Raw genomic sequence first — 15,514 nt, forward strand, 5'->3', positions numbered from 1 at the left:
CCTCGACCGGGCCGACGACAAGGCCGCCCGCCAGCCCGCCCTGCGGGTCGGCCTGCCCCGCGAACTGGGCTGGGCGGCCACCTTCCTGGCCTCCCCCTACGCCCGCTTCATCACGGGCCACACCCTGGTGGTGGACGGCGCGAACTGGCAGCGGCGCGCGGTGGTCAGTCCCCCGGTGACGCCGGTGCGGGAGCAGTTGGGGCGGGGCGGGTTCGGGTCCTGAGAGGGATGCGGGGTCCGACGCGTACGCGCCCCCTCACTTGCCCTCGAACTCCGCCGCCCGTCCCGCGGCCTTCGCCCCGTAGCCCTCGCGCGAGTCCTCCGACGTGAGCGTGATCGCCGCGCTCATCGCCACCCGGTCCAGCGCCCCGGCCATCGCCGCGTCGGCGTACGCGTCGATGCCGCGCTTGATGCCCTGCGCGGCCAGCGGCGCGTTCGCCGCGATCTCGGCCGCGAGGTCGCGGGACGCCTTCGCCAACTGATCCACCGGCACGACCTGTTGGAGCAGCCGGAGCCGTTCGGCCGTGGCCGCGTCGATGCGGCGGCCGGTCAGCGCGAGCAGCTTGGCCCAGCCCGCGCCCGCGTCGCGCGCGATGCGCAGATCGCCGCCCGCGTCCACGGCGACCCCGAGCCGCGCCTCGGGCAGCGCGAACACCGCGTCGTCCGCCGCGATCCGCACGTCCGCCATGAGCGCCAGCTCGAAGCCGAAGCCCAGGCAGTAGCCCTGCACGGCCGCGACCACGGGCTGCGGGAGCTGGGCGAAGACACGGAAGCGCTCGTGGACCCAGCGCAGCGCCTCGTAGTAGTTGCGGGTGCGCTCACTGCCGGAGCGGCCCTCGATCGCGCCGCCCGGAGCCGTGACGTCGATGCCCGCGCAGAACGCCCGGCCCTCGGCGCGCAGCAGCACCACCCTGATCGAGTCGTCGAAGCGGATCCGGTCGGCGAACAGGCCGAGCTGCCGGGTGGATTCCCAGCTCCAGCCGTTGAGCTTGCGCGGCCGGCAGAGGGTGAGGATGCCGAGCCCGTCCTCGACGTCGAGGCGCAGCCGCTCCTCGCCCTCCGGGATGTCCGTACCGATGGTGTCGATCATCCGCGCTCCCCTGCGCCGACGGGACCTGATGGCCCGTCAGAATAGGGGCGCGGGCCTAACGGCTGAAGACCTCGAAGCCCACCGCCGGCTTCCCGCCGAAGCGCGACGCCAGCGCGCGGGCGTTGCCCGTGAGGAAGTCACGGCAGTACTTCTCGGGCTCCTCGTCCGTCAACGCCTCGATGTACGTGCGGTGTTCGAGCAGGGAGGCCACCGAGCGGTCCAGGCCCGCCGTCGCGTCCGCCGCGTGCGTGGGCGTCGACGAACCGGCGACGGCGACCCACCGCACGCCGTTCCACGGCTCCAGGCCCTGCTCCTCGATCAGTTCGGGGAAGATCCAGCGGTTGCCCGCGTCCGCCGCGGCGTCCAGCGTGGCCCGGCCGACCGCCACGTGGTCGGGGGTGTTCCAGGCGACACCGCCCCAGGTGTCCCGGTGGTTGAGCGTGATGACCAGTTCGGGCCGGTGCCTGCGGATCGCGGCGGCGATGTCGCGGCGCAGCGCCGTGCCGTACTCCACCACGCCGTCCTTGTGGTCGAGGAACTCGACGGTGTCGACGCCGACGACGGCCGCGCTGGCCCGCTGCTCCCGCTCGCGCAGCGGCCCGCAGGTGGCGGGGTCGATCGTGTCGATCCCCGCCTCCCCGCGGGTCGCCAGGAGATACGCGACCTCACGGCCGCCGTCCGTCCAGCCCGCGATGGCGGCCGCGCACCCGTACTCCAGGTCGTCGGGGTGCGCGACGACGGCGAGCGCGCGCCGCCAGTCCTCGGGCATCGGAGTGAGCTGGTCGGCGGAGACGTGCTGCGGCTCGGTCATGATCCCCAGCCTAGCGCCGGGGTCCGACAACGGCCGGGCCCGGGCCGATCCGGGCTCGGGCCGACACGCGCGCTCGGACCGGGACGGGCTCGGAACCGGTACCGGAGAGGGGCCGGCGGGGCCCGCCGTCAGGCCTCACCGCGCGTCAGCGCCAGCAGCCGGTCCAGCACGCGCGGGCCGCCGACCCGCAGCCCGTTGTGCTCGAACTCGTCGGTGACCCAGGTGCGCAGGCCCCGGATGGCGCGGGCGGTCCGCAGGGCGTGCTCCGTGTCGACGTACATGTCGTCGTGGTAGACGGCCGCCGCGGCCGGCACCTCGTTCGCCGCGAGGCGCTCCGTGTCGTACAGGCGCGGCCAGTCCGTGCGTGCGGCGAGCAGGTCCGCGGTCTCGCGCAGCGGGCGCAGCGCCGGGTCGCTGTCGAACATCCAGCGCTGCACGGCCTCCCCGGTGAACAGCACCGGGTCGTCGCCCGCCAGCGCCTTCTCCGCGTCGAACCGCGGGAACTCGCCGCGCACCCGCTCGGCCGACCAGGCGGTGGGCCTGTCGCCCTGGCCGTAGATCGCCTCGTGCAGGACGGCGAAGAGCGGATTGGCCGCGTACGAGAGTTCGGCGGCGACGCTCTCCTGGAACGCGTCGGAGAGCACGCTCCCCGCAGGCGTCCGCACGAAGGCGTCCTCCAGGAGGTAGTGCAGGCGGTGGCTGCCGTCGCCCATGCCGAGCAGTATGCCGAGCGACTGGAAGGCGGGGACGGTCAGCCGGTAGCCGTTGGGGAGGACCGGCTCGTGCTCGGCGAGGTACGCGGCGATGCGGCGGGCCCGCTCGACGTCCTGCGGGTACCGCTCGTAGTGCGCGGCGGTCTTGCGCGCCATGCGCGGATAGGCGGCGCGGTAGACGTCGTCCGCGTGGCCGTCGAGCGTGGGCAGACCGCCGGTGATCAGCGCGGTGTCCAGGCCCTCGGGCGCCGTCGACAGATAGTGCGTGGCGCAGAATCCGCCGAAGCTCTGGCCGAGCACGGTCCAGGGGGCGCCGCCCGTCACCTGGGGGCGGATCGCCTCGCAGTCGCGGACGATGGAGTCGGCGCGGAAGTGGGCGAGGTAGTCGGCCTGTTCGCGGGGGCCGCCGCGCAGCGGCAGGGTCTGGCGGTTGGCGGGCGTGGAGGCGCCGGTGCCGCGCTGGTCGAGGAGGAGGACCCGGAAGTCCTCCAGGGCGCGGGCGAGCCAGGACTCCGCGCCGTTGAAGCGGGTGGCGGCGAGGCCGGGGCCGCCCTGCAGATAGACCAGCCAGGGCCGTTCGGCGCCGCCCGGGGAGGCCGACACCGCCTCGCGGGCGAAGACCTCGATCCGCTCCCCCGCGGGATCGTCGTGGTCGAGCGGCACGTCGAAGCGACGGTCGGTGAAGACGACTCCTGGCTGGCGGTACGTGGCGGTCAAGGCTGCTCCCGGGCGGTGTGTCGCGTACGGATCTTCCCGGCCCAGTCCAGCACACCCGCCCGACCGGCAGCCGCTGGGGCCATCATGCGCGGGCGACCGACCCCGTCAGCGCGCCGACAGGCTGGAGCGGCGTACCACCGGCTCGGGCACGAGCACCACGCGCCGGTGCCCGTGCGCGCCGGCGTCCCGCGGGCGCGCTGCTCCCCCATGTCCTTGAGGAGACGGAGTTGCCGGGCCCGGTCCCGGTGACGGCGGTGGCCTCGCACGACACGGCGTCGGCCGTGGCGGCGGTGCCCGCGGCCAAGGGTGCCGCGTTCGCGTACCTCTGCACCGGCACCTGGTCCCTCGCCGGTCTCGAACTGGACGCCCCCGTCCTGACCGAGGAGAGCCGCGGGAACAACTTCACCAACGGACTGGGCGTCGACGGCACCGTCCGGTACCTGCGCAACATCATGGGCCTGTGGCTGCTCCAGGAGTGCCTGCGCGCCTGGCACGACCCCGACCTCGGCGACCTGCTCGCCGCCGCGGCCGAGGTCGAGCCACTGCGCTCCGTCGTGGACGCGGGCGCCGCCGAGTTCCTCGCGCCCGGCCGCATGCCGGAGCGGATAGCGCGGGCGTGCCGCGCGACGGGGCAGCCCGCGCCCGGGTCGCCCGCCGAGACGACCCGCTGCGTTCTCGACTCCCTGGCCCTCGCCCACCGCCGTGGCCTGGCCGACGCGCGGCGGCTGACCGGGCGGAGGGTCGACGTGGTGCACGTGGTCGGCGGCGGCGTCCGGAACGCGCTGCTGTGCCAACTCACCGCGGACGCCTGCGGTCTGCCGGTCCTCGCGGGCCCGGCGGAGGCGGCCGCGGTCGGCACCATCCTGGTGCAGGCCCGCGCGCAGGGTCTGCTCGCCGACCGCGCAGAGGCACGCGCCCTGCCGCCCACACGCCATGAACCACGCGGCGACACCGCCCCCCCCCTGGCGCGCGGCCCAGGAGTGGCTCGGCGCGCCCAGTCGCGGATGACCGGATCACTCCCCCGGCGCCCCGCGGACGCGTACGCTGCACCCATCCGATGATCGACAAGGAGGAACCCGCGATGCGCGTCGCTCTGTTCCTGACCTGTGTCAACGACACGCTCTATCCGGACACGGGCCGCGCCGTGGTGAAACTGCTGACCAGGCTGGGAGTCGAGGTCGATTTCCCGGCGGCGCAGACGTGTTGCGGTCAGGCGCACTACAACACCGGCTACCGCCATCAGGCCGAGCCGCTCGCGCGACATTTCTCCGATGTCTTCGGTGCAAATGCGTACGATGCAATCGTGACGCCGTCCGGTTCGTGCGGTGCGATGGTGCGCGAGCTGTACCCGCGCATGGGCGAGCGGGCGCGCGCCGAGGGCCGGGGCGACGGTCTCGCCCGCACCCTCGCCCCGGTGGTGCCCAAGACGTACGAACTGACGGAGTTCCTGGTGGACGTCCTCGGTGTCACGGACGTCGGCGCGTACTACCCGCACAAGGTGACGTACCACCCGACCTGTCACGGCCTGCGCGGTCTGGGCCTCGGCGAGCGGCCCGCGCGGCTGCTGCGCGCGGTCAAGGGGCTGGAGCTGGTGGAGCTGCCCGGCGCCGAGGAGTGCTGCGGGTTCGGCGGGACGTTCGCCGTGAAGAACTCCGATGTCTCGGCGGCGATGGGCGCGGACAAGGTCCGTCATGCCGAGTCGACCGGCGCCGAGGTGCTGTGCGCGGCGGACAACTCGTGCCTGATGCACATCGGCGGCACGATGGCCCGGCTGCGCACGGCGGTGCGTCCCGTCCACATCGCGGAGATCCTGGCGAGCACGGAAGAGGAGCCCCTGTCATGAGCGACGGCACGTTCGTCGGTATGCCGGCCTTCCCGACGGCCGCGCGCGAGGCGGTCGGGAACACGACGTTGCGCGCCAACCTCCGGCACGCCACCCACACCATCCGCGACAAGCGGGCGCGCGCCGTCGCCGAGCTCGACGACTGGGCCGAGCTGCGCGAGGCGGGACGGCGCATCAAGGACCACACGCTGCGCCATCTCGACGACCATCTCGTGCGGTTGGAGGAGTCCGTCGTGCGGGCCGGGGGCACCGTGCACTGGGCGGCGGACGCCGACGAGGCGAACCGCATCGTCACGGATCTGGTGAAGGCGACCGGCGAGACGGAGGTCGTCAAGGTCAAGTCGATGGCGACGCAGGAGATCGGTCTCAACGAAGCCCTGGAGGCGGAGGGCATCCACGCCTACGAGACCGATCTCGCCGAGCTGATCGTGCAGTTGGGCCACGACCGGCCCTCGCACATCCTGGTCCCGGCGATCCACCGCAACCGCGGCGAGATCCGCGACATCTTCGCCGAGGAGATGGCCCGCTGGGGCCGCCCGGCGCCCGAGGGCCTGACCGACACGCCGGCCGAGCTCGCCGAGGCGGCCCGGCTCCATCTGCGCGAGAAGTTCCTGCGCGCCAAGGTCGGCATCTCGGGGGCGAACTTCATGGTGGCGGAGACGGGCACGCTCGTCGTCGTCGAGTCGGAGGGCAACGGCCGGATGTGCCTGACGCTCCCCGAGACCCTCATCTCGGTCGTCGGCATCGAGAAGACCGTCCCCACCTGGCGCGACCTGGAGGTCTTCCTCCAGACCCTGCCCCGCTCCTCGACGGCCGAGCGCATGAACCCGTACACGTCGACGTGGACGGGCACGACCGACGGCGACGGCCCGAGCGCCTTCCACCTCGTCCTGCTCGACAACGGCCGCACCGACACCCTCGCCGACGAGGTCGGCCGCCAGGCACTGCGCTGCATCCGCTGCTCGGCGTGCCTCAACGTGTGCCCGGTGTACGAGCGGGCGGGCGGGCACGCGTACGGCTCGGTCTACCCGGGCCCGATCGGCGCGATCCTCAGCCCGCAGCTGCGCGGCACGCAGAGCGAGATCGACGCCTCCTTGCCGTACGCCTCCTCGCTCTGCGGCGCCTGCTACGAGGTGTGTCCCGTCGCCATCGACATCCCCGAGGTCCTGGTGCATCTGCGGGAGCGGGTGGTGCAGGGCGGCGAGGTCACCCGGCGCGGGGTGAAGGTGACGCTGAAGCCGGCGAAGGGGCACGCGGCGGAGCGGGCGGCCATGCGGGCCGCGGGCCTGGCGTTCGCCCGCCCCGGGGCGCTGCGCGCGGGCCAGCGCCTCGCGTCGCGCACCCGGCGGCTCCACCCGCGCAGGCTCCCCGGACCCGGGCGGGCCTGGAGCGCGACGCGGGAGCTGCCGAAGGTCCCCGCGGAGCCGTTCCGCGACTGGTGGCGGCGGACGAACGGCGGCAGGGACGACGGCACGGGCCGGGGCAGCGGAAAGGGCGGCGCCAAGTGAGCAGCAGGGACCGGATCCTGGGCCGGGTGCGACGGGCGCTCGCCGACGTGCCGGACGACGAGGCCGCGTACGAGGCGTACGGGACGGCGGTGGACCGGGGATACGCCCGCGCGCACGGCGACCGCACCACCGAGCAGACCGTCGACCTGCTCGCGGAGAACCTCGCGGACTACCGCGCGATCGTGCACCGCTGCACGGCGGAGGAGCTGCCGGAGCTCCTGACGCGCCTGCTCGCGGAGCGCGGGACGGAGACCGTCCTCGTGCCGCCGGGCCTTCCTCCGCACTGGATGAAGGCCGCCGACGCCACCCGGGTCCACGACCGCGCCGCGAGCACCCCGCACGAGCTGGACCAGGTGGACAGCGTCGTCACCGGCTGCGCGGTCGCCGTCGCGGAGACCGGCACGATCGTCCTCGACGGCTCCCCGGACCAGGGCCGCCGCCGCATCACCCTGGTCCCCGACCACCACATCTGTGTCGTACGCGTGCCCGGCCAGGTCGTCGACTCGGTGCCGCAGGCCCTCGAACGGCTGGACCCGGCCCGTCCGCTCACCTGGATCTCCGGACCCTCCGCGACCAGCGACATCGAGCTGGACCGGGTCGAGGGAGTGCACGGTCCGCGCACCCTGGAGGTGGTGCTGATGAGCGGCGAGTGACGGGCGCGGCTAGCGTGAGGGCATGATCCGGTTCGAGCAGGTGACCAAGCGTTACCCGGACGGCACGACGGCCGTGGACGATCTCTCCTTCGAGGTCGCCGAGGGCGAACTGGTCACGCTCGTGGGCCCCTCCGGCTGCGGCAAGACCACGACGATGATGATGGTCAACCGTCTCATCGAGCCGACGTCGGGCCGCATCTTCGTGAACGGCGAGAACATCGCCGACGTCGACCCGGTGCGCCTGCGCCGCCGCATCGGCTACGTCATCCAGCAGGTCGGCCTCTTCCCGCACCGCACGATCCTCGACAACACGGCGACCGTCCCCGCCCTCGTCGGCTGGAAGAAGGCGAAGGCGCGGGCGCGGGCGGCCGAACTGCTCGACCTGGTGGGCCTGGACCCCAAGACGTACGGCTCGCGCTATCCCGAGCAGTTGTCGGGCGGCCAGCGCCAGCGCGTCGGCGTGGCCCGCGCCCTGGCGGCCGATCCGCCGGTGCTCCTGATGGACGAGCCGTTCGGCGCGGTCGACCCGGTGGTGCGCGAGCAGTTGCAGGACGAGTTCCTGCGGATGCAGGCGACCGTCCGCAAGACGGTGCTCCTGGTCACGCACGACATCGAGGAGGCGGTGCGGCTCGGCGACCGCATCGCGGTGTACGGGCAGGGGCGCATCGAGCAGTTCGACACCCCGGGAGCGGTGCTCGGGGCGCCCGAGACGCCGTACGTCGCCGAGTTCGTGGGCGCCGACCGGAGCCTGAAGCGGCTGTCCGTCACCGAGATCCAGACCGACGACCTGGAGGAGCCGCCGATCGCCCGGCTCGACGAGCCCGCCGCGCAGGCCGCCACCCGGCTGCGCGAGGAGGAGGCCCGCTGGGCGGTCGTCCTGGACGCGGACGGCGATCTGCACGGCTGGGTCGGTGTCGACGAGGTCGCGCTGGCCGGCACCGGCGGCACGGTGGGCGACCTGGCGCACCGGATGAACTCCTGGGTCCCGGTCGGCGCCCCGCTCAAGCAGGCGTTCGGTGTGATGCTCCAGCACGACGCGGGGTGGGTCGCCGTGCTCGACGGCGCCCGCTTCCTCGGCGTCCTCACCCCGGCGAAGCTGCACGAGGCGCTGCGGCGCTCGGTGGACGCGGACGCGCAGGGGGTCGCGCGGGACCAGGTGGAGTTCGACTCGGTCGCGGACGCGTAGGCAGGCGCCCCATAGCGGGGAACCGCGCGCCCGGCCCGCGACCACCCGCGGGCGAGGGCCGCCGCGGAAGTTCAGAGCAGCCCCTTGTCCTCCAGATAGGCCCGCGCCACGTCCTCCGGCAGCCGCCGCCAGCTGTCCACCTGCTCGTTCATGGACGCCAAGTCCTCCGTGGTCAGCACGGAGTTGAGCCGTCCCAGCGCGGTCGCGACGCCCTCGCTGCCCGCCCGGGAGCGGTTGACCACGGGCACGATGTAGTCCGCGTTCTGCAGGTGCTTGTCGTCCTTGAGGAGCACCAGGCCGAAGTCGTCGAGCGTCGCGTCCGTGGAGGTGGTGAGGACCATCTGGTCCTGCCCGCTCTGCACGGCCTTCTTGGCCTGGGTCGTGCCGACGCCCTTGGGGTCGACGCCCGTGATGTCGATGCCGTAGACCTTCTTCAGCCCCGGCGCGCAGTAGGGGCGCTGTACGCACTCGTCGCCCGCGGCGAGCCGGACCTTCAGGCCCGACGTGCCGAGGTCGCTGAGGGTCTTGAGGCGGTGCTGCTCGGCGTAGGAGGCGGCGACGGCGAAGGCGTTCTGGTCGACGGCCCTGCCGGGGTCGAGGACGGTGAGGCCGCGCGGGGCCGCGAGGCCGCGCAGGGCCTTCATCGTGGCGTCGAGGTCGGGAGAGCCGACGGGCGGCGCGTCGGCGCCGTTCTTCTTGGCGTTCAGCCAGTCCGCGAAGGTCGCCGCGTACTCGGGAACGACGTCGATCTGGCCGGACTCCAGGGCGGGTTCGTAGAGTTCGCGGTTGGCGACGGAGAGGATCTCGGTGCCGTAGCCCGCCTTGTCCAGGAGCAGCGCGTACATCTGGGCGAGCAGGTCGGACTCGGTGAAGCCCGCGGAGCCGATGACGAGGTGCTTGCTGTCGCCCGGGGGCGCGGTGACCTCGCCGCGGTTCTCCAGCGAGGGCCCGGTCGTACAGCCGGCCAGCAGCGCGGCCAGGACCGCCGCGGCGCCCGCGGCCCGCCTCATCCGGCCCTCCCCCGCGCCCGCGCCCATCCTGGCGCGAGCCGTTCGGCGACCTCGAAGAGGCCCTCGACGAGCAGGGCGAACACGGCCACGAGGAGGGCGCCCGCCACGACCTGCGGGGTGCTCGCGAGGTTGAAGCCCGCCGTGATGATCCGGCCGAGTCCGCCGCCGCCCGCGAGCGCGGCGATGGTCGCCGTGGCGACGAGCTGGACGGCGGCGATGCGGACCCCGCTGAGCACGAGCGGCAGCGCGAGCGGCAGTTCGACCCGCCACAGCATCTGCCGGCCCGTCATTCCCATCCCGCGGGCCGCCTGCACGACGTCGCGGTCGACGCCGCGCATGCCCACGTACGCGTTGGTGAGCAGTGGTGGCACGGCGAACAGCACGAGCGCGACCACGGTCGGGCCCTCGCCCCAGGTACCGAGCGGGGTGAGCAGGAGCAGGACGAGGACGGCGAAGGTGGGGACCGCGCGACCGACGTTGGAGATGTTCACGGCGAGCGCGCCGCCCTTGCCGAGGTGGCCGAGGACGAGGGCGACGGGCAGCGCGACGAGGCAGCTGAGGAGCAGACAGACGACGGTGAGGACGAGGTGCTGGGTGAGCCGGTGCCAGATGCCGTCGTCGCCGGCCCAGTGCGCGGCGTCGGTGAGCCAGGCCCAGGCGTCGGAGAGCGTCTTCATGGGCGGGCCGCCTTCGGTGCGCGCGACGCCCTCGGCGTCCTGGTCGGCCTGGACGCCCTGGTCCAGGGGGTCAGCACGCGCTGGACGCCGAGGAGCAGCAGGTCGGCGGCGACGGCGATGACCACGCAGAGCACGGAGGCCGTGAGGACCTGCGCCTTGAAGTAGGTGTTCATGCCCGCGTAGATGAGGTTGCCGAGCCCGCCGAAGCCGACGATCGCGCCGATGGTGACGAGGGAGACGGCGGAGACCGTGGCGATGCGCAGCCCGGCCATGGCGGCGGGCAGGGCGAGCGGCAGCTCGACGGTGAGCAGCAGCCTGATGGGTCCGTAGCCCATGCCGCGGGCGGCCTGCCGGGTCTCCTCGGGGACGGCCCGCAGCCCGGCGAGGATGTTCCGCACGAGCAGGGTCAGCGAGTACAGGACCAGGCCCGCGACGACGAGGGCCGCGGAGAGTCCGTACACCGGGAGCAGCAGCGAGAACATCGCGAGCGAGGGGATGGTGTAGAGGACCGTGGTGAGCGCGAGCACGGGGCCCGCGGCCCAGCCCCAGCGGCGGGCGAGCACGGCCAGCGGCACGGCGACGACCAGCGCGATCAGGACGGAGACGGACGTCAGTTCCAGGTGCTGGACGACCGCGTCGAGCAGGATCTGGCGGCGGGTGCTCAGATACTCGCCGCAGATCCACTCGTTGCGCGCGAGGCAGTCGTCCGGGGGCGCGGTCACTCGTCCATTCAAGGCCCGGGGGCCGGTGGGCGGCGCGTTCTGGTGACCCGTACGGGTCCGACCCTGAGACATCCCCCATCTGACCCGGAGATGTGTCAGGAATCTTTGACACCATCATCGCTACGTGTCAGCGTTTCTTGACAGGAGCGAAGGAGAGAGGCCGCGATGGCCGAGGAACCGACTCTGGAGCCGACGGGCGACGCATTGCTGAAGGCGCTCACCGCCCTGAGCAATCCGCACCGCCTGCGGATCGTCGCGGCGCTCACGGAACGCCGCAACTACGTCAGCGCACTGGCCCGCGAGATCGAGATGGGCCGGCCGCTGCTGCACATGCACCTGAAGCTGCTGGAAGGCGCGGGCCTGGTCATCGGGACCCTGGAGACGGGAGAGGACGGCAAGAGCATGAAGTACTTCGAAGTGGCGCCGTTCTTCTACGAGTTGACACCTCAGCTGATCCACCGCGCCGTCCGGACCCTCACCGACACCCGAGAGAAATCCGTGAAAGAGGAAGCGACGTGAACGGACGACTGGTGACGCTCGGCGCGGCCGGTGAGACCGGCGAATGGGACTGGGTCGGCGCGGTCGGCGCCGCCGGGTTCTTCCTCCTGATGATCGTGATCGTCTGGCAGGTCGCCGCCACCTGGCGCGCCAGGATGCTGGCCGCCCGCGAGGAGCAGTACAAGGCGCTCTCCGCGAAGTACGCCCAGCTCCTGGAGGACAACGTGGAACTGCACCGGCGCTCCCTGGACGAGCTGCGGCAGACCCGCGAGGAACTGGCCCAGACCCGGCACGCGGTCGGCTCGATGGAGAAGATGATGCGCGAGATCGAGTAGCCGGATCGGGGGCCCGCCCGCGCCCGCCCCGACACCGGTACGCCGGCGGTACGGCGCCCCCTGAGGAGCCTGCCCGTCAGCGGGTACGGCGCCCCCGTCGACAACCGCCCCTCAACAGGTACGGCCGAGAGCGGCAACTCCCGGCCGTACCCCGGGCGAACACATCCGGGACGTCCGTCCCGGACCCACATTTCCCCCACCGCGGCAGGTCCTCACAACCTCGTCGCCGCGGTGCGGGTCCCGTGCGCCTGATGCCGGCCGACGAGGCCGGCGGCGCGCTCACCACTCACAAGGAGACTACTCATGCGTCCGCTCTTCCGGCGCATCGCCCGCTCCCCCTCGGGGCCGCGCGCCACATGGCTCGTCCTCGCCGCCTGGCTGATCCTCGCCATGGCACTCGGCCCGCTGGCCGGCAAGCTCGGCGACGTCGAGGACACCAGCGCCAACGCCTTCCTGCCGCGCGGCGCCGAGTCCGCACGGGTGAACACGGCCCTGGAGAAGTTCCGTACGGACACCGTCATGCCGGCGGTCGTCGTCTACACCGGCGAGGGCGCACGCGCGAAGGCCACCGACGACACGGCCGCCTTCCAGAAGCTCGCCGCCCCGGGCGAGCGGGTGACACCGCCCGTGCCGTCCGACGACGGCGAGGCGCTGCTCACCGTCGTCCCGCTGGACTCAGAGGACGAGCTCACCGACCGGATCGACGAGCTGCGCCGCATCGCCGACGCGCACGCCCCGCCCGGCGTCGACGCCGAGGTCGGCGGACCCGCGGGCTCGCTGACGGACGGCGTCGCGGTCTTCGACAGCCTGGACTCGACCCTGATGATCGCCACCGGCATCGTCGTGGCCGTCCTGCTGCTCCTCACCTACCGCAGCCCCGTTCTGTGGCTGTTCCCGCTGCTGTCCGTCGGGTTCGCCGCGGTGCTCACGCAGGTCGGTACGTACGTCCTCGCCCGGTACGCGGGACTGCCGGTCGACCCGCAGAGCGCGGGCATCCTGATGGTCCTCGTCTTCGGCGTCGGCACGGACTACGCGCTGCTGCTCATCGCCCGCTACCGCGAGGAGCTGCACCGCCACGAGGACCGGCACACGGCGATGCGGATCGCCCTGCGCCGCTCGGGCCCCGCGATCCTCGCCTCCGCGGGCACCATCGCGGTGGGCCTGGCCTGCCTGGCCCTCGCCGACATCAACTCCTCGCGTTCACTCGGTCTGGTCGGCGCGGTCGGCGTGGTCTGCGCGTACCTCGCGATGATCACCGTGCTGCCCGCCCTGCTGGTGATCGCGGGCCGCTGGGTCTTCTGGCCGTTCGTGCCGCGCCACGGCACCCCCGCGCGCAAAGAGCACACGGTCTGGGAGCGCGTCGGTGCCGCCGTCGCACGCCGTCCCCGCTGGTCGTGGCTGATGTCGGTCGCCGTGACGGGCGTCCTGGCGCTGAGCGCGTTCGGCGTCTCGATGGGCCTCACCCAGTCCGAGATGTACCAGGACAAGCCCGAGTCGGTCGTCGCCCAGGAGCGGATCTCCGCCCACTTCCCGTCGGGCGCCTCCGATCCGGCGAAGATCGTGACCGCGTCCGCGACGGCCGCGCGGGTCAGGGCGGCGGCCGCCGACGTCGCGGGCGTGGCCCGGGTCGAGCCCGGCGGCGACCGCACACCCGGCGGTGAACTGACCCAGCTCTCCGTGGTGTTGAAGGACGCCCCGGACAGCACGGCGGCCAAGGACACCGTCGACGCCCTGCGGGAGGCGGTCCACGCGGTCGACGGCGCCAACGCCCTCGTCGGCGGCACCACCGCGCAGACCCTCGACACCCAGCGGGCCGCCGACACCGACCTGAAGACGGTCGTCCCGGTCGTGCTGCTCGTCGTCCTCGCCGTCCTGATCGGGCTGCTGCGGGCGCTCGTCGCGCCCCTGCTGCTCCTGGCGACGGTCGTCCTGTCGTACGGCGCCGCGCTCGGCGCGTCGAACCTGCTCTTCGAGCACGTCCTCGGCTTCGCGGGCGTCGACTGGTCGATCCCCCTGATGGGCTTCGTCTTCCTGGTGGCGCTGGGCATCGACTACAACATCTTCCTGATGCACCGGGTGCGGGAGGAGGCCGTGCGGCTCGGTCACACCCGCGGGGTGCTCGAAGGCCTGACGAGCACGGGCGGCGTCATCACCTCGGCCGGCATCGTGCTCGCCGCGACGTTCGCGGTCTTCGCGGGGCTCCCGCTGGTCACGATGGCGCAGATGGGCGTGCTCGTCGGCATCGTCCTGCTGGACACCTTCCTCGTCCGTACGGTCCTGGTGCCCGCCCTCGCCCTGGATCTGGGCAGGTGGTTCTGGTGGCCGGGGCGGCTCTTCCGGGCGCTGGGCCGGCGGCCGGACGGCACGGACGAGGTACCGGTGCCGTCCGGTGAGCCACGGCCCGCGGCGCACGAACCGGCGTGAGCCATCAGGGGGCCGGTGTCAGCCGGTCCCCTGATGCGTCGCCCGCGCGGGCTGGGCGCGCAGCGCGTCGACGGCGATGCGGGCGGCGGTGCCGATGACGGCGTCGGCGGCGGGCAGGATGGCCGCGGTCCCGGCCGCGCGGGTGAAGACGGCGACGGCGTAGCGGCCGCCGTCGGGGTATTCGATGACGCCGACCTCGTTGCGCAGCGTGGGCAGGCTGCCGGTCTTGCCCGCGACGTGCACGTCGTCGAAGGGGAAGCCGGACGCCATCCGGTGCGGCCAGACCTGGAGGCCGAGGACGCGGCGGATCGCGGTGCCGTGCTCCGGCGCACAGGCCTCGTCGCGCCAGACGGCGCGCAGCAGCCGGGTCATGTCGCGGGGTGTGCTGCGGTTGGTGCGGGCCGGGTCGAGCGCCCGCAGCCGTGCGACGACGTGCGGATCGGCCAGGGCCTGCGCGCCGCCGGGGCCCGCGTCCTCCTTCACGGTGGCGAGGAGTTCGCGGAAGGCGTGCGTCGCGTGGGTGCGCTCCAGGCCGAGCCGGGCCGTGGTCGCGTTCACGGCATCGAGGCCGACGCGCTCCAGGAGCAGGTCGGCGGCGGTGTTGTCGCTCACCGACATCATCAGGAAGGCGATGTCGCGCAGGGACATGCGGACGGGGTCGAGCATGGCCGCGAGTCCGGTGGGTCCGGGGGTGCGGCCCTCGACGGGGCACTCGGCCTGCTCGGTGAGGTCCAGGACGCCCGCCGCCGCCTGCTCGTGGAGCGTGACGAGCAGGCAGAGCTTGTGCACGCTGGCGGTGACGACCGGCTGGTCGGCGCCCGCGTCGACCTCCGCGCCGGAGTCGATGTCGAGGGCGTGCAGCCGGCCCGTGACACCGGCCGCGGCGAAGGCCTCGCGCAGGAGGCCGAGGGTGTTGGTCACAGGAAGTACTCCGCCGCCGGGCGCAGATGGACCGGGCTCGAGTTCGCCGGCACGTCGGTGGTCACCGCGGCAGTTTTCCACATGGCGTGCGTGGTCGCCTCGGCGAAGGCGGTGACGGCGGCGTCGCTGTGGCCCTGCGGCCAGGCCACCGAGTGGCGCAGGGCCAGGGGCGCGCCGGCCAGGGGGCGCCAGACGATGTCCGGGTCGTCGGCCGCGCCGTCCGTGGGCCGGCTCTCGCGCGGCCGGAAGGCGACGGACTCGGCGGACCGGATCAGGCCGCGGATGAAGCTGGGGCCCTGGCCGTGCCGGATGGCGGCGGGGCTGTAGCCGTTGCGGGCGCAGGTGGTCAGCAGGTCGTCGTGGAGGGCGGGGGCGTCGGCGCGGGGGAAGAGGATCAGGTCGTGGT

At 73.3% G+C, this 15,514-nt stretch carries 16 protein-coding genes and 1 pseudogene; 9 read left to right on the forward strand and 8 right to left on the reverse strand.

Annotated elements, in window-relative coordinates; genetic code table 11:
* Positions 1 to 223: SDR family oxidoreductase (locus tag AOK22_RS20765; protein WP_157872267.1), on the forward strand; the 223-nt coding region annotated here is incomplete at its 5' end.
* A gap of 33 nt (positions 224 to 256) precedes the next feature.
* Here the strand turns inward: AOK22_RS20765 and AOK22_RS20770 are convergent.
* The 3 genes from AOK22_RS20770 to AOK22_RS20780 form a co-directional block, all read right to left on the reverse strand.
* Positions 257 to 1,090 carry an enoyl-CoA hydratase/isomerase family protein gene (locus AOK22_RS20770; RefSeq protein WP_055700204.1) on the reverse strand — a complete coding sequence of 278 codons (834 nt, stop codon included), beginning with the start codon at positions 1,088 to 1,090 and terminating at the stop codon, positions 257 to 259.
* Between the two features lie 55 nt (positions 1,091 to 1,145).
* Positions 1,146 to 1,901: a PIG-L deacetylase family protein gene (locus AOK22_RS20775; protein WP_055700205.1), complete on the reverse strand. Its 756-nt coding sequence runs from the start codon at positions 1,899 to 1,901 to the stop codon at positions 1,146 to 1,148.
* Positions 1,902 to 2,029: 128 nt separating this feature from the next.
* Complete coding sequence (locus tag AOK22_RS20780) at positions 2,030 to 3,331, reverse strand: alpha/beta fold hydrolase (RefSeq protein ID WP_055700206.1); 1,302 nt, start codon at positions 3,329 to 3,331, stop codon at positions 2,030 to 2,032.
* A 185-nt stretch (positions 3,332 to 3,516) separates the two neighbouring features.
* Here AOK22_RS20780 and AOK22_RS20785 point away from each other — a divergent pair.
* The 5 genes and pseudogenes from AOK22_RS20785 to AOK22_RS20805 form a co-directional block, all read left to right on the forward strand.
* A pseudogene (locus AOK22_RS20785) lies at positions 3,517 to 4,392 on the forward strand (FGGY-family carbohydrate kinase); the annotation flags it as partial.
* A gap of 20 nt (positions 4,393 to 4,412) precedes the next feature.
* Positions 4,413 to 5,174, forward strand: coding sequence for a (Fe-S)-binding protein (locus AOK22_RS20790; protein WP_055700216.1), 762 nt, complete (start codon positions 4,413 to 4,415; stop codon positions 5,172 to 5,174).
* Between the two features lie 20 nt (positions 5,175 to 5,194).
* Positions 5,195 to 6,682: a lactate utilization protein B gene (locus AOK22_RS20795; RefSeq protein WP_055700217.1), complete on the forward strand. Its 1,488-nt coding sequence runs from the start codon at positions 5,195 to 5,197 to the stop codon at positions 6,680 to 6,682.
* A complete protein-coding gene (locus AOK22_RS20800; RefSeq protein WP_055700207.1) occupies positions 6,679 to 7,335 on the forward strand; it encodes a LutC/YkgG family protein in 657 nt (218 codons plus the stop codon). Before AOK22_RS20795 ends, AOK22_RS20800 begins: the two co-directional genes overlap by 4 nt.
* 22 nt (positions 7,336 to 7,357) lie before the next feature.
* Entirely contained in the window at positions 7,358 to 8,521 is a 1,164-nt protein-coding gene (locus AOK22_RS20805) for an ABC transporter ATP-binding protein (protein ID WP_055700208.1), read from the forward strand.
* A 71-nt stretch (positions 8,522 to 8,592) separates the two neighbouring features.
* On the opposite strand, the gene AOK22_RS20810 is transcribed toward AOK22_RS20805, so the two are convergent.
* Genes AOK22_RS20810 through AOK22_RS20820 form a run of 3 tightly spaced genes read right to left on the reverse strand, consistent with a single transcriptional unit; the run spans position 8,593 to position 10,930 of the window.
* Positions 8,593 to 9,531: an ABC transporter substrate-binding protein gene (locus tag AOK22_RS20810; protein ID WP_063795302.1), complete on the reverse strand. Its 939-nt coding sequence runs from the start codon at positions 9,529 to 9,531 to the stop codon at positions 8,593 to 8,595.
* Positions 9,528 to 10,208 (reverse strand): ABC transporter permease, encoded by a 681-nt coding sequence (locus AOK22_RS20815; RefSeq protein WP_055700210.1) that lies wholly within the window; start codon positions 10,206 to 10,208, stop codon positions 9,528 to 9,530. The genes AOK22_RS20810 and AOK22_RS20815 overlap by 4 nt, the downstream gene beginning before the upstream one ends.
* Entirely contained in the window at positions 10,205 to 10,930 is a 726-nt protein-coding gene (locus AOK22_RS20820) for an ABC transporter permease (RefSeq protein ID WP_055700211.1), read from the reverse strand. Before AOK22_RS20820 ends, AOK22_RS20815 begins: the two co-directional genes overlap by 4 nt.
* Before the next feature lie 165 nt (positions 10,931 to 11,095).
* Between AOK22_RS20820 and AOK22_RS20825 the strand changes: the two genes are divergently transcribed.
* The 3 genes from AOK22_RS20825 to AOK22_RS20835 all read left to right on the forward strand — a co-directional run bounded on the left by AOK22_RS20825 (position 11,096) and on the right by AOK22_RS20835 (position 14,187).
* A complete protein-coding gene (locus tag AOK22_RS20825; RefSeq protein WP_055700212.1) occupies positions 11,096 to 11,449 on the forward strand; it encodes an ArsR/SmtB family transcription factor in 354 nt (117 codons plus the stop codon).
* Positions 11,446 to 11,763 carry a hypothetical protein gene (locus AOK22_RS20830; protein ID WP_055700213.1) on the forward strand — a complete coding sequence of 106 codons (318 nt, stop codon included), beginning with the start codon at positions 11,446 to 11,448 and terminating at the stop codon, positions 11,761 to 11,763. Before AOK22_RS20825 ends, AOK22_RS20830 begins: the two co-directional genes overlap by 4 nt.
* 303 nt (positions 11,764 to 12,066) lie before the next feature.
* Positions 12,067 to 14,187 carry an MMPL family transporter gene (locus AOK22_RS20835; RefSeq protein ID WP_055700214.1) on the forward strand — a complete coding sequence of 707 codons (2,121 nt, stop codon included), beginning with the start codon at positions 12,067 to 12,069 and terminating at the stop codon, positions 14,185 to 14,187.
* Positions 14,188 to 14,205: 18 nt separating this feature from the next.
* Here AOK22_RS20835 and AOK22_RS20840 read toward each other — a convergent pair whose 3' ends face one another.
* A complete protein-coding gene (locus AOK22_RS20840) occupies positions 14,206 to 15,108 on the reverse strand; it encodes a serine hydrolase (RefSeq protein WP_055700215.1) in 903 nt (300 codons plus the stop codon).
* Positions 15,105 to 15,514, reverse strand: a 410-nt coding sequence (locus tag AOK22_RS20845) for a LysR substrate-binding domain-containing protein (RefSeq protein WP_341845590.1), incomplete at its 5' end; no start/stop codon positions are given. The genes AOK22_RS20840 and AOK22_RS20845, both read right to left, overlap by 4 nt.

This window comes from Streptomyces silaceus (assembly GCF_001419745.1).
Classification (GTDB): Bacteria; Actinomycetota; Actinomycetes; order Streptomycetales; family Streptomycetaceae; genus Streptomyces; species Streptomyces silaceus.